This is a genomic window from Pseudomonas capeferrum (assembly GCF_013523055.1).
GTDB classification, from domain to species: domain Bacteria; phylum Pseudomonadota; class Gammaproteobacteria; order Pseudomonadales; family Pseudomonadaceae; genus Aquipseudomonas; species Aquipseudomonas capeferrum_A.
In genome coordinates this window covers 104,035-117,312 of record NZ_JAAMQM010000012.1, presented here as the reverse complement: position 1 = coordinate 117,312, position 13,278 = coordinate 104,035, and the positions used below count along the sequence as shown (strand labels likewise).

General features: G+C 63.2%; 11 protein-coding genes. 4 read left to right on the top strand and 7 right to left on the bottom strand.

Annotated elements, in window-relative coordinates:
* Positions 1-6: 6 nt before the first annotated feature.
* From G7009_RS15105 to exaC, 5 genes are all read right to left on the bottom strand, one after another.
* Complete coding sequence (locus G7009_RS15105) at positions 7-465, bottom strand: GNAT family N-acetyltransferase (RefSeq protein WP_181130879.1); 459 nt, start codon at positions 463-465, stop codon at positions 7-9.
* Between the two features lie 101 nt (positions 466-566).
* Entirely contained in the window at positions 567-1,385 is an 819-nt protein-coding gene (gene eutC, locus G7009_RS15100) for an ethanolamine ammonia-lyase subunit EutC (protein WP_181130878.1), read from the bottom strand.
* A gap of 9 nt (positions 1,386-1,394) precedes the next feature.
* A complete protein-coding gene (locus G7009_RS15095; RefSeq protein WP_181130877.1) occupies positions 1,395-2,789 on the bottom strand; it encodes an ethanolamine ammonia-lyase subunit EutB in 1,395 nt (464 codons plus the stop codon).
* 49 nt (positions 2,790-2,838) lie between these two features.
* Entirely contained in the window at positions 2,839-4,287 is a 1,449-nt protein-coding gene (gene eat / locus G7009_RS15090; RefSeq protein WP_181130876.1) for an ethanolamine permease, read from the bottom strand.
* Positions 4,288-4,398: 111 nt separating this feature from the next.
* Positions 4,399-5,919, bottom strand: coding sequence for an acetaldehyde dehydrogenase ExaC (exaC, locus tag G7009_RS15085; RefSeq protein WP_181130875.1), 1,521 nt, complete (start codon positions 5,917-5,919; stop codon positions 4,399-4,401).
* A gap of 265 nt (positions 5,920-6,184) precedes the next feature.
* On the opposite strand from exaC, the gene G7009_RS15080 reads away from it, so the two are divergent.
* The 4 genes from G7009_RS15080 (at position 6,185) to G7009_RS15065 (ending at position 10,478) form a co-directional block, all read left to right on the top strand.
* Positions 6,185-8,152 (top strand): sigma-54-dependent Fis family transcriptional regulator, encoded by a 1,968-nt coding sequence (locus G7009_RS15080; RefSeq protein WP_181130874.1) that lies wholly within the window; start codon positions 6,185-6,187, stop codon positions 8,150-8,152.
* 66 nt (positions 8,153-8,218) lie between these two features.
* Positions 8,219-9,568: a UDP-N-acetylmuramate:L-alanyl-gamma-D-glutamyl-meso-diaminopimelate ligase gene (gene mpl, locus G7009_RS15075; protein ID WP_181130873.1), complete on the top strand. Its 1,350-nt coding sequence runs from the start codon at positions 8,219-8,221 to the stop codon at positions 9,566-9,568.
* Complete coding sequence (gene ubiX / locus G7009_RS15070; protein WP_181130872.1) at positions 9,565-10,194, top strand: flavin prenyltransferase UbiX; 630 nt, start codon at positions 9,565-9,567, stop codon at positions 10,192-10,194. The genes mpl and ubiX overlap by 4 nt, the downstream gene beginning before the upstream one ends.
* Positions 10,191-10,478: a YceK/YidQ family lipoprotein gene (locus tag G7009_RS15065; protein WP_181130871.1), complete on the top strand. Its 288-nt coding sequence runs from the start codon at positions 10,191-10,193 to the stop codon at positions 10,476-10,478. Before ubiX ends, G7009_RS15065 begins: the two co-directional genes overlap by 4 nt.
* A 370-nt stretch (positions 10,479-10,848) precedes the next feature.
* On the opposite strand, the gene G7009_RS15060 is transcribed toward G7009_RS15065, so the two are convergent.
* Together G7009_RS15060 and G7009_RS15055 are read right to left on the bottom strand one after the other, a co-directional pair.
* Positions 10,849-11,490 (bottom strand): oxidoreductase, encoded by a 642-nt coding sequence (locus G7009_RS15060; RefSeq protein ID WP_181130870.1) that lies wholly within the window; start codon positions 11,488-11,490, stop codon positions 10,849-10,851.
* A gap of 33 nt (positions 11,491-11,523) precedes the next feature.
* On the bottom strand, positions 11,524-13,251 hold the full coding sequence (locus tag G7009_RS15055) for a C13 family peptidase (protein WP_181130869.1): 1,728 nt from the start codon (positions 13,249-13,251) through the stop codon (positions 11,524-11,526).
* Positions 13,252-13,278 lie beyond the last annotated feature (27 nt).

The window sequence follows — 13,278 nt, the reverse complement described above, 5'->3', positions numbered from 1 at the left end:
TATTACTTAATCCCCATTGATCGGCAAGATGTAGTTCCTGAATTCGGTATCTTCCTTGAAACCCATGGATTCGTAGGTCTTCATGGCCACCTCGTTGTTGCTGCTGGTGGACACCCGCAAGCGCACGGCATTGGTTTGCTTGGCCATCTTCTTGGCCTGGCGCATCAGGTTGTCGGCCACCAGCATGCGGCGCGAGTCTTCGGCGACGTAGATGTCGTTGAGGATCCAGACCCGCTTGAGTGACAGCGAAGAGAAACTCGGGTAGAGCTGGCAGAAGCCCAGCAACTTGCCGTTGTCATCGTCGGGAAGTGCCAGGTAGATCACCGACTCGTCTCGCTTGAGGCGTTTCTCCAGAAAGCTGCGCGAGGTGTCGGGGTAGGGCAGTTGCCCATAGAATTCGCGGTATTTGACGAACAGCGGGGTCAGCAGGTCGAGGTGTTCCAGGGTTGCCTTGATAATGCGCATGAGCGGCCCTCAGGGTCCATGGGGAAGCAGCGGATCGCCAGCAGCTTCGTCCGAAGGCTGCCGTGCAGGCTGGACAGGCGATCCGCCGATGACTACAGATTTTACCGCTCTCCAAGTAGGAAGTTCCCACCTCTACCGTTCGAATCCTCCTCCTCGAGTGTCTGGATCCCAGCTTCATCCTTCAGCTTGACCCCCGACAGCTGCCGCCGACAGGCCTCGCGCATCAGGTAAAGCAAGCGATGGGCAGCCATGCCGTAGCTCAAGCCTTCCAGGCGCACGTTGGAAATACAGTTGCGATAGGCATCGGTAAGCCCGACTCGAGGCCCATAGGTGAAATAGACCCCCAGGCTGTCGGGTGAGCTCAACCCGGGACGTTCGCCGATCAGCATTACCGTCATGCGTGCGCCGAGCAATTGACCGATCTCGTCGGCCACGGCAACCCGACCCTGCTCCACCAGCGCGACAGGCGCGAAGCGCCAGCCATCGCTGGCCGACTGCTCTTCAAGGCGAGCGAGGAATGGCAGCGCGTGACGATGAACGGCGAGTGCCGATAACCCATCGGCGATGACGATTGCCACGTCCATCCCACCCGGATTGGCTTGGGCGTGGTCACGTAATGCCTGGGCAGACTCTTCGTGCAGCCGCCGGCCTAGGTCGGGGCGTTGCAGGTACTGGTCGCGGTCACTGGCGGCGCTGCGTAACAGCAGGCTGTCACGCTTGCGCTCGGCCAGTTCGCTGCTCAAGGCGGCATGGTCGAAAGGCAGGTGCACGGCATCGCGAGCCTGGGCGTGGGCGAACTGGAAATCCAGTTGCGCGCCGGTCGGCAGGCTGGTGCCGGCCCGCCCCAAGGCGATGCGTGCCGGGGTGAGGGTGCGCAGGGCCAGCCAAGGGCTGTCCGTGCTCGGGGTGCGATTGTCCATGGAATTCTCCTACGCCAGTTGCGCCAAGGCCTGACGAAATGCCGGCGGCAGGTTGTCACCGAAGCGTACGCGACCATCCGCCTGGGTGAAGATCCCGGTGCGCGCCAGCCAGGCCTCGAACTCGGGCCCAGGCTTGAGGCCAAGGGTCTGGCGCGCATACAGCGCATCATGGAACGACGTGGTCTGGTAGTTGAGCATGATGTCGTCCGAGCCGGGGATGCCCATGATGAAGTTGATGCCGGCCACGCCCAGCAGGGTCAACAGAGTGTCCATGTCGTCCTGATCGGCCTCCGCGTGGTTGGTGTAGCAGATATCGCAGCCCATGGGGACACCGAGCAGCTTGCCGCAGAAATGGTCCTCAAGCCCGGCACGGATGATCTGCTTGCCGTTGTAGAGGTATTCGGGGCCGATGAAGCCGACCACGGTGTTGACCAGGAACGGCTTGAAATGGCGGGCCACGGCATAGGCGCGGCTTTCGCAGGTCTGCTGGTCGACGCCGTGGTGGGCATCGGCGGACAGCGCGCTGCCCTGACCGGTCTCGAAATACATCAGATTCTGCCCCAGAGTGCCACGGTTGAGGCTCAGGCCGGCTTCGTAGCCTTCGCGCAGCACCTCGAGGTTGATGCCGAACCCCGCGTTGGCCGCCTCGGTCCCGGCGATCGACTGGAACACCAGGTCCAGCGGCACGCCTCGGTTGATCGCCTCGATGGAGGTGGTGACGTGGGTCAGCACGCAAGCCTGGGTGGGGATCTCGTAGCGCTGGATGATCGCGTCGAGCATCTTCAACAGCTCGCAGATCGACGAGGTGCTGTCGGTGGCCGGGTTGATGCCGATCATGGCATCGCCGTTGCCGAGCAGCAGGCCGTCGAGAATGCTGGCGGCGATCCCCGCGGGCTCGTCGGTGGGATGGTTGGGCTGCAGGCGGGTCGACAGGCGACCGCGCAGGCCCATGGTGCCGCGAAAGCGCGTGATCACGCGGATCTTCTGCGCCACCAGGACCAGGTCCTGGACACGCATGATCTTCGAGACGGCCGCCGCCATCTCCGGTGTGAGCCCCGGTGCCAGGGCGCGCAGGCTGTGTTCGTCGGCTTCGTCGCCCAGAAGCCAGTCGCGCAAGCCGCCGACCGTCAGGTGGCCGACTGGCGCGAAGGCCTGGGCATCATGGCTGTCGATGATCAGCCGAGTCACCTCGTCTTCCTCGTACGGAATCAAGGCTTCACTGAGAAAGTGGCTGAGCGGGATGTCGGCCAGGGCCATCTGCGCGGCGACCCGCTCGCCGTCGCTGCTGGCCGCCACGCCGGCGAGGAAGTCCCCGGAACGCGCCGGGCTGGCCTTGGCCATGACCTCCTTGAGGCTGTCGAAGCGGTAGACCTGATTGCCTACCGTGTGTACGAAACTTGCCATACGGATTCTCCAGAGCGCCGCGGGTGTGATCCGCGGCGCAGGTCAGCGATCAATGCAGCGCTTCTTCGGCCTTCTGGATCGCGGCGAACTCCTCTTCAGGTGTCCCCGCGACCAGATGGTGCCGACTGTAGAACGCAAAGTAGGCAACGAATACCGCATAGATCACGGCCGCACCGATCACCACTCGTGGATCGACCAGGAAGCCTGCGACCACCGCGATGCACGCGAGCACCAAGGCGATGCCGGAGGTGAGGATGCCGCCTGGCGTACGGTAAGGGCGTTCCATCTTCGGACGGCGGATGCGCAGGGTGATGTGCGCGGCCATCATCAGTACATAGGACAGGGTAGCTCCGAATACCGCGACAAGGATCAGCAGGTCGCCCTGGCCGGTCAGCGACAGGACGAAGCCGATCACGCCCGGGATGATCAGGGCCAGCACCGGCGCCTTGCTCTTGTTGGTCTCGGACAGCTTGCGCGGCAGGTAGCCCGCGCGCGACAAGGCGAAGATCTGCCGAGAGTAGGCGTAGATGATCGAGAAGAAGCTGGCGATCAGCCCCGCCAGACCCACCAGGTTGACGAAGCTGCCCATCCAGGTCGAGCCACCGTAGGCCTTGGCCAAGGCCTCGACCAGGGGATTGCCGGACGCCTTGAGGGCTTCGGAGCCCGCGCCGCCCGGGCCGATCACCAGGATCAGCAGGGCGAAGCTGAGCAGCACCAGCATGGCACCGATCAGGCCGCGCGGCAGGTCGCGACGCGGGTTCTTGGTTTCTTCGGCAGCCAGCGGCACACCTTCGACGGCGAGGAAGAACCAGATGGCATAGGGAATCGCCGCCCATACGCCGACATAACCGAACGGCAGGAAACGGCTGGCGCCTGCGGCATCGGTCTGGGCGATGTCGAAGAGGTTGTTAGCATCAAAATGGGGCACCATGGCTACCAGAAACACACCTAGGGCAATGGCCGCCACGGCGGTGATGATGAACATCAGCTTGAGCGCTTCGCCGACGCCGAAGATGTGAATGCCGATGAACACGATGTAGAACGCCAGGTAGATCACCCAACCGCCGATGCCGAACAGCGACTCGCAATAGGCACCGATGAACACGGCGATGGCCGCGGGCGCGATGGCGTACTCGATGAGGATTGCGGTACCGGTGAGGAAACCGCCCCAAGGCCCGAACGCGCTACGGGCAAAGCCATAGCCACCGCCCGCGGTGGGGATCATCGAGGACAGCTCGGCCAGTGAGAAGCACATGCACAGGTACATGGTGGCCATCAGCAGGGTAGCCAGGAACATCCCGCCCCAGCCGCCTTGCGCCAGGCCGAAGTTCCAGCCGGCGTAATCGCCGGAAATCACGTAGGCCACGCCCAGACCGACCAGCAGTACCCACCCTGCTGCGCCTTTTTTCAGTTCGCGTTGTTGGAAGTACTCCGAGCCGACCTTTTCGAAATCTACGGAAGAGCCTGCCGGCGCGTTGCCGGGATGATCGCTTGGCATAGGTTCACCTGTTCTTTTCGTTTTCACCGGCGAGGACACCGGCCTGTGGTGATCGTCTTGCAGAAAGCGAGCCAGAGCGGTTCGTGGGACCGAACCGCTCTGCTCCACGGCTTAGAAGAAGCCCAGCGGGTTGATGTCGTAGCTCACCAGCAGGTTCTTGGTCTGCTGGTAATGGTCAAGCATCATCTTGTGGGTTTCGCGGCCGACGCCGGACTTCTTGTAGCCACCGAACGCGGCGTGGGCCGGATACAGGTGGTAGCAGTTGGTCCAGACACGGCCAGCCTTGATGCCGCGGCCCATGCGGTAAGCGCGGTTGATGTCGCGGGTCCAGACACCGGCGCCGAGGCCGAACTCGGTGTCGTTGGCGATGGCCAGGGCTTCGGCTTCGTCCTTGAACGTGGTGACGCTGACCACCGGGCCGAAGATTTCTTCCTGGAAGACCCGCATCTTGTTGTTGCCCTTGAGCAGGGTCGGCTGGATGTAGTAACCCGTGGCCAGGCTGCCTTCGAGTTTCTGCACCTCGCCGCCGTGCAGTACTTCGGCGCCTTCTTGCTTGGCGATGTCCAGGTAGGAGAGGATCTTGTCGAACTGCTGCTGCGAGGCCTGCGCGCCGACCATGGTGTCGGTGTCCAGCGGGTCGCCGCGCTTGATCTGCTCGACCTTCTTCATCACCGCTTCCATGAATTGCGGGTAGATGGACTCCTGCACCAGCGCCCGCGATGGGCAGGTGCAGACTTCGCCCTGGTTGAAGAACGCCAGCACCAGGCCCTCGGCGGCTTTTTCGATGAAGGTCGGTTCGGCCTGCATGATGTCTTCGAAGTAGATGTTCGGCGACTTGCCGCCCAGTTCGACGGTGGAGGGGATGATGTTCTCGGCGGCGCATTTCATGATGTGCGAGCCGACCGGCGTCGAGCCGGTAAAGGCGATCTTGGCGATGCGCTTGCTGGTGGCCAGCGCCTCGCCGGCCTCGCGGCCGTAGCCTTGCACCACGTTGAGCACGCCAGGCGGCAGCAGGTCGCCGATCAGCTCCATCAGGACGCTGATGCCCAGCGGCGTCTGCTCGGCTGGCTTGAGTACCACGCAGTTGCCCGCCGCCAGTGCCGGAGCCAGTTTCCAGGCGGCCATCAGCAGAGGGAAGTTCCACGGAATGATCTGGCCGACCACGCCCAGCGGCTCGTGGATGTGGTAGGCCACGGTGGTTTCGTTGATCTCGGCGGCGCCGCCTTCCTGGGCGCGGATGCAACCGGCGAAGTAGCGGAAATGATCGACGGCGAGGGGAATGTCGGCGTTGAGGGTCTCGCGAATCGGCTTGCCGTTGTCCCAGGTCTCGGTGATGGCCAGGACTTCGAGATTCTGCTCGATGCGGTCGGCGATTCTCAGCAGAACGTTGGAGCGATCTTGTACCGAGGTACGGCCCCAGGCATCGGCCGCGGCATGGGCGGCGTCGAGGGCCTTGTCGATGTCTTCGGCGGTGGAGCGGGGGAATTCGGCGATGGGTTGGCCATCCACTGGCGAGGTGTTGGTGAAATACTGTTCCTTCACCGGAGGCACGAACTCACCACCGATATAGTTGCCGTAACGGGTCTTGAAGGAAACCTTCGCGCCTTCGGTACCGGGATGTGCGTAACGCATGATGTGTCTCCTGGCTGTTATGTTTATCGGGGAGGATAAAAGCGTAGAGCAATCCTCGGGCCACTGCTTTGGGGTCTAGGCGAATCAATGACTTGCATGGCCTGCGCGGGTACGGCGGCAAGCGCTTGTGACAACCGTGGCACAGCCCCGATGACACTTTGTGCCTTTTCCGACACACAGCTTGGCTTGGACGTTGCGATTCATTGCAAAGCCGCCAAGGGTGGGGGATGCTGGACGTACTCTCGTCTGCGGAGCACAACAAGAAATGCAGAACAATCACCTCCGCCGCCATGCCCGGCAGGTCTTTACCGTTACCCAAGGTCAGGCCGACGGGCCAGGCTGCGACCCGTCCATCGCCCGCTCCTGGTTGCGTTGCCTGGAGGATCATCACCTCGATCCCTTGCATGGCGACGCGCCGGTAGTCCTCGAACACGGGCGCTTGCTGGAAAGCCGTGAGCGGCTGCGGCAGGTCTTGCAGATCGCCGGCCCTGAAATGCACAGCCTGCACCAACAGTTGAGCGGCGCGGGCCATGCGGTATTGCTGACCGATGCCCGCGGGGTGATCCTCGATTGTTTGACGGCACCCACCGAGCGTCGCACCTTCGAGCGCGCCGGCCTGTGGCTGGGAGCGGACTGGAGCGAGGCCCGCGAAGGGACCAATGGCATCGGCACTTGCCTGGTCGAGCGCCAGGCCCTCACGATTCATCAGGATGAGCATTTTCGTGGCCGCCACACCGGCCTGACCTGCTCGGCCAGCCCGGTGTTCGACCCTCAGGGCGAGCTCCTGGCCGTTCTCGACGTGTCATCGGCGCGGGTAGATGTCTCGCGCCAAAGCCAATTCCACACCATGGCGCTGGTCAACCTCTCGGCAAAGATGATCGAGAGCTGTTATTTCCTCCGCCATTTCGAACATCAGTGGTTGCTGCGCTTCCACTTGCAGGCCGAGTCCGTGGGCCTGTTCAGCGAGGGTCTGCTGGCGTTCGATGGCGAAGGTCGGATCAGCGCGGTCAACCAGAGCGCGCTCAACCTGCTGGGGGTTATCCGCGAGGGCTTGCTTGGCAAGCCGATGGACATGTTCTTCAACTGCGGCCATGACGAACTGTTCGGTCGCGCGACGCCTCAAGGTAGCGCGGTCTGGCCGTTGCGTATCCGGGATGGCCGTCAGGTCTTCGCCAGCCTGCGAGGCCAGGCGCGTCAGCGGGTATGGCCAGGACCCGCGACTCTGCGTGACCAGCGGGTGGAGACGACACCCGGCCTGTGCATGCTCGATCCTGCATTACAGGATGACTTCCGTCGCGCCGTGCGGGTCTTCGAGCGCGACGTGCCACTGTTGCTCAGGGGCGAGACCGGTTGTGGCAAGGAGGCATTCGCCCTGGCCGTGCACCAGGCAAGCCTGCGCCGACATAAACCGTTCGTGGCGATCAACTGTGCGTCGATCCCTGAAAGCCTCATCGAAAGCGAACTGTTCGGCTATCGCGGCGGCAGCTTCACGGGCGCCCGCAAGGAAGGCATGCGCGGCAAGCTGCTCCAGGCCGATGGCGGCACCTTGTTGCTCGATGAGATCGGGGACATGCCACTGGTGTTGCAGACTCGGTTGCTACGGGTGCTGGAAGAGCGTCAGGTAGTACCCATCGGAGGCGAACCGCAGAGGGTGGATGTGCGCATCATCAGTGCCACGCACCGCGATCTGCTGGAGCGCGTCGAGCAGGGCAGCTTCCGCGAGGACCTCTATTACCGGCTCAATGGCCTGGAGGTCGCCTTGCCCGCGGTGCGCGAGCGCAGTGACAGGTCGCAACTGCTCGATCACCTGTTGCATGAGGCAGCGCAGGGGCAGGTCGTGAAGATCGAGACCTCGGCGCGCGTCCGACTGCTGGCATTTGCCTGGCCCGGCAACGTGCGCCAGCTGCGCAATGTCCTGCGCACGCTGGTGGCGCTGTGCGACAGCGGTCGTATAGAAATGCGCGATCTGCCAGCGATGATAAGGCGTGAAGGTGGCGCAGAGACCGCATCGCGCGACACCGCTGCAGCGATGAGTACCGCAGCTCCGCCGACGTGGGTGATGCCCTCGGTCCGTTCGCAGCGGCGACCTTTGGACAGCGCCGAACGTAGCGCCTTGCTCGCTGTGCTCGAAGAGAAATGCTGGCACATGACCCACGTCGCCAGCCACTTGGGGATCAGCCGCAATACCTTGTATCGAAAACTGCGCAAGCACGGTATCGGTCGCGCCCGCTGAGCGAAACAGCGGGTGCGATTTCCCTCGCCCTGGGCTACCCTGCCTCGACGTTTTGCGAGGTCGATCATGCACATTCACATTCTCGGTATTTGCGGCACTTTCATGGGTTCGCTGGCGGTACTGGCCAAAGAGCTGGGCCATCGGGTCACCGGTTCCGATGCCAATGTCTACCCGCCGATGAGCACTCAACTCGAGGCTCAGGGCATCGAACTGACCCAGGGCTACGACGCGGCACAACTCGATCCCGCGCCGGATCTGGTGGTGATTGGCAATGCCTTGTCTCGGGGTAATCCGGCCGTCGAGCATGTGCTCAACCAGGGTCTGCCTTATGTCTCCGGTCCTCAGTGGCTGGCCGATCATGTCTTGCAGGGGCGCTGGGTCCTGGCCGTGGCCGGCACGCACGGCAAGACCACCACGAGCAGCATGCTGGCCTGGGTTCTGGAGCAAGCCGGCATGAGTCCGGGCTTCCTGATCGGCGGCGTGCCGCAGAACTTTGCGGTCTCGGCCCGCTTGGGCGGGACGCCGTTCTTCGTGGTCGAGGCCGACGAATACGACAGCGCGTTCTTCGACAAGCGCTCCAAGTTCGTCCACTACCGCCCGCGTACCGCGATCCTCAACAACCTTGAGTTCGACCATGCGGACATCTTCCCTGACCTGGCGGCCATCGAGCGGCAGTTCCATCACTTGGTGCGGACGATTCCCAGCGAAGGCCTGGTGATTCATCCCACCACTGAACAGGCCTTGGAACGGGTGATTGGAATGGGCTGCTGGACTCCAGTGCAGACCACCGGAGAAGGCGGCCAGTGGCAGGTTCGTTTGTTGAGCGCCGACGGCTCGCGTTTCGAAGTCAGCTTCGAGGGTCAGGTACAGGGTAAGGTCGAGTGGGAACTGACCGGCCAGCATAATGTGGCCAATGCCCTGGCGACTCTGGCTGCCGCGCGTCATGTGGGCGTGGTGCCGTCCATGGGCATCGCGGCGCTCAGCGCCTTCAAGAGCGTCAAGCGCAGGATGGAGAAGGTCGCCGAAGTACAGGGCGTGACCATCTACGACGACTTTGCCCACCATCCGACCGCGATCGCCACTACCCTCGACGGCCTGCGCAAGCGAGTGGGCGAGGCACCGGTCATCGCCGTGATCGAGCCACGCTCCAACTCCATGAAGCTGGGCGCTCACCGTGATGGCCTGCCGGAGAGCGTCGGCGCTGCCGACCAGGTGATCTGGTATGCCCCGCCTAACCTGGGTTGGGATCTGGCGGGCACGGCAGCCCAGTGCAAGGTGCCCGCAGTCGTGGCTGACAGCCTCGAAGCCATCATCGAGCGCATCAAGGGCCAGGCTCGGCCCGGTACCCAGGTGGTGATCATGAGCAACGGCGGCTTTGGCGGCCTGCACGGCAAGCTGGCCGAGGCCCTGAAGTGAGCGGGCCCGAGCGTATTACCCTGGCGATGACCGGGGCCTCCGGAGCGCAATATGGGCTGCGACTGCTCGACTGCCTGGTACGGGAAGACCGCGAGGTGCATTTCCTCATCTCCAAGGCCGCGCAGTTGGTGATGTCCACCGAAACCGACGTGATATTGCCGCCCAAGCCCCAGGCGATGCAGGCCTTTCTGACCGAATACACCGGCGCGGCGGCCGGGCAGATCCGGGTATACGGCAAGGAGGACTGGATGTCGCCCGTGGCTTCCGGGTCCGGCGCTCCGGCGGCGATGGTGGTGGTGCCCTGTTCCACGGGCACCTTGTCGGCCATCGCCACGGGCGCCTGCAACAACCTCATCGAGCGTGCCGCCGATGTGACGCTCAAGGAGCGTCGTCAGTTGATCCTGGTGCCGCGCGAGGCGCCCCTGTCGACCATTCACCTGGAGAACATGCTCAAGCTGTCACGGATGGGCGCCGTCATCCTGCCCGCGGCGCCAGGCTTCTATCATCAGCCGCAGACGCTCGATGACCTTATCGATTTCGTCGTGGCGAGGATCCTCAATCTCATGGACATCCCGCAGGACATGTTGCCGCGCTGGGGCGAGCATCATCTTGGGGCGGACGAGTGAAACGCCTGTCGGCGGGGCTGCTGGTGGTGGCCCTGCTGGAGGGATGCGCCACGGTGAGGACGCTGGACGCGGCCAAGCCGGGGGCGCCGATCGTTTACTCCGGGACGCGTCTGGACTGGTATGCCCTTCAGGGCGGGTGTTGCGCCGAGGATCGATTCGGGGCAGCGGCGCCGAGCTATCCGGGGGTCGATCTGGTGGGCAGTGTGTTGCTCGATACCTTGGTGCTGCCGTTGTCGGTGTTGACGGTGCTTGGGGTCGGGTTTCAGGCTAGCGGCGGGTTGTAATCGGTCGGTTGTCGACTTTACGCATCCGCCGCTGGCGTGTTGGTTTAACGAGCTTTATTACCAGGCGAGTCCTGCGGCCTCGATCGCGGGACAAGCCCACTCGCCACCGGGAGCCTGCTTAGGCCAGGCCGTCAGTGTTCCTAGGCCAGGCCTCCAGCGTTGGCCGGGGGCACAAGAGGCGGTTCAAGCTCTAATGAGTGGCACAGGACCAGTGGCGAGCGGGCTTGCCCCGCGATCGAGGCCGAAGGACTCGCCTGCCTGGTAATGCAAATGTTCCAACAAGGCAGTAGCTGTGGGTGCGTAGCGCACCCAGGCTATATCAATTCAGAATTCGCTCCCGTTGCTCTATCTGGTCGACATCACCGCCCCATCACTTCCCCAACTTGCGCAATTCATCCGACTCCACCACCCGTACTCCATCTTCCTCTTCGAGCGCCAGCCGCCACAGCGCGCGGGCCAGTGCACAGGCTTCGATACCGCGATATTTGCCGGGAATCAGTCGCGAAAGAGGCCCCGCCACCTTTTCGCTCCACCGCGGTTCGATCCGCTCGCCCAGCAGCATCGATGGCCGGACGATGGTTAGCTGTGGCCAGTCCTGTGCCTTGAGGGCTTCCTCCATCTCGCCTTTGACCCGGTTGTAGAAAATCGATGACTTGGGATCGGCGCCGATGGCGCTGATCACCAGCAAATGCCTGGCACCCATCTCGCGTGCTCTTCGGCTGAACGCTACCACCATATCCAGGTCGACCGCGCGAAAAGCCGTTTCGGAGCCGGCCTGCTTGATCGTGGTGCCCAGGCAACAAAAGGCGATGTCCACGCGCCCCTCCAACTGGGGCAGGAACATCGCTGGATCGCCCACCGGGTTTTCCAGATGCGGGTGCTTGGCCAGCGGGCGCCGGGTTGGCGCGAGGACGCGACTGATGGTGGGTTCGCTGAGTAGCCGATCAAGCAGATGCTCGCCTGTCAGGCCTGTAGCGCCGGCAATCAAGACATGCTGAGGAGTCAAATACATGATGTCTCTCCTTTTTTACAGTCAGCTTAGTGGCTACCTGGCCATTTTTCCTGAGGCCGCCGGTTGCGGCTTGGCTCCGCTGCGCAGGGCTTCCTGAGCCTGCTGTCGACGCAGCCGCTGCCAATGAGCCAGTACGGTAGGCGGAGCCCATATCTGCGGTTCAGAGGCCTCGAAACCTTCTCGTCGTTCACGTTCGGCAACACTGTCGCGCGCCAGTTCAAACGCCTGTTTGAGGTCGTCGGTCTGGTTCAGCGCCTGAGCGAACAAAGCATCCCCAAAATATGTGAAATCGGCCTCCTCGGAGCAACCGAAGGATACACGGTCAGATCGCGCCGCTGTCATGACCAGGGTCCGGGCATCCTTGAGCGGTGCGATATAGCCGCCCGAATAGCAGGCCGAGACGACCACCACCTTGTCGCGACCCTTCAAAGGCGCCAGCGCGCTGGCCAGTTCGTCGGCGGACAGGTCGGCCAATTGCAGGCGCGGTTGGTCGAGCACCAACTGGTGATCATGACTGCCGTGGCTTGTCAGGTAGATGAACAGCAGATCCTCCGGACCGCTGCGTTCGGCCAACGCACGAGCGGCGCGGGTCAGGTTTTCACGGGTCGCCATGGGACGATCGGCGAGGTGGTCACGATGATTGACCAGGGTCACCTGGCCCACGGCACCGAAACGCACCTTGAGCAGATTGCTGACGTAGTCGGTCTCGCGCAGAAAAACGCTCTGCTGGCCGTCGCCCGCCAACACCAGGCTGTACAACTGGATCGGCGGGCTGGAGTGGGGTAACCGCTCCAGCGTCTGTTCGAGCAAGCGGCCCTGGTTGAGCAAGGCCAGGTCCAGCGGGTCCGGCAGCAGCGTACCTTGTTCATCGCGGACGCGAACGCCCTTGACCCAATAGCCGCCTTCGATACGACCGTTGGCATGGATCAGGCGTCCATGACCCTGATAGGCATCGTTATCGAAGCCGCCAATGTACTGGCTATCGTCGGCCATCTGCAGGTGACCATTGCCGCTGAACCGCCAATCGCGGAATTGCCCCTTGTACCGGCTGCCATCGCTGCCCAGCAGTTCGCCTTCGCCAACGAGCGAGCCATCCTTGAACTCGCCTATCCACACGTCGCCATCGGTGTTCTCGTAGCGTCCCCGGCCTTCCAGGCGGTTGTCCTTGAACTCCCCGATGTACTGTTCGCCTTCGACGCTGTTGTAGGTGCCGCTACCTTGCAAAAGGCCGTCGACGAACTGGCCACTGAACTGGTTGCCGCTGGCATCGCTGCGTACCCCCGCGCCGTTGGGCTTGCCACGGGCGAACAAGCCTTGGTAACGGCTGCCGTCCGCCAGGTCGAGCTGGCCCGCGCCATCGTACTGGTCCTGCTTGAACTGGCCGCGGTATTCCTGATCGTGCTCCTTCAGCGTGCCGTCACCCTCGCGTCGACCATGCTCGAAGGTACCGCTGTAATGGCTGCCTGGCGTGCTCAGGGTACCGAGGCCCTGGAACAGTCCGCCCGCGAACTGTCCTCGATAGACCTCGCCGTTGCTGCCATGCCACTCGCCCTGACCATGCCATTGGCCATCGAGGAAAGTGCCGGCATACCAACTGCCATTGGGGTAATCGATTCGTCCCTCGCCTTGTAACAGGCCGTTTACCACGTCCCCCCGATAGCGGCCGCCATCGGGCAGGCGGGCGTCCGGCGGCGACAGGGACTCACCGTCGCCGCATGCAGCGAGCATCAAAAACAAGGCAAGTGGAAACAGAGGGCGCATGACGGATTCCGGGCGAAAGATGCGCCG

Coding starts and splice junctions, on each gene's coding strand:
- G7009_RS15060 (WP_181130870.1), bottom strand. CDS start 11,490: ATGTATTTGACTCCTCAGCATGTCTTGATTGCCGGCGCTACAGGCCTG.
- G7009_RS15080 (WP_181130874.1), top strand. CDS start 6,185: ATGCAGAACAATCACCTCCGCCGCCATGCCCGGCAGGTCTTTACCGTT.
- mpl (WP_181130873.1), top strand. CDS start 8,219: ATGCACATTCACATTCTCGGTATTTGCGGCACTTTCATGGGTTCGCTG.
- eutC (WP_181130878.1), bottom strand. CDS start 1,385: ATGGACAATCGCACCCCGAGCACGGACAGCCCTTGGCTGGCCCTGCGC.
- G7009_RS15105 (WP_181130879.1), bottom strand. CDS start 465: ATGCGCATTATCAAGGCAACCCTGGAACACCTCGACCTGCTGACCCCG.
- G7009_RS15055 (WP_181130869.1), bottom strand. CDS start 13,251: ATGCGCCCTCTGTTTCCACTTGCCTTGTTTTTGATGCTCGCTGCATGC.
- exaC (WP_181130875.1), bottom strand. CDS start 5,919: ATGCGTTACGCACATCCCGGTACCGAAGGCGCGAAGGTTTCCTTCAAG.
- G7009_RS15095 (WP_181130877.1), bottom strand. CDS start 2,789: ATGGCAAGTTTCGTACACACGGTAGGCAATCAGGTCTACCGCTTCGAC.
- eat (WP_181130876.1), bottom strand. CDS start 4,287: ATGCCAAGCGATCATCCCGGCAACGCGCCGGCAGGCTCTTCCGTAGAT.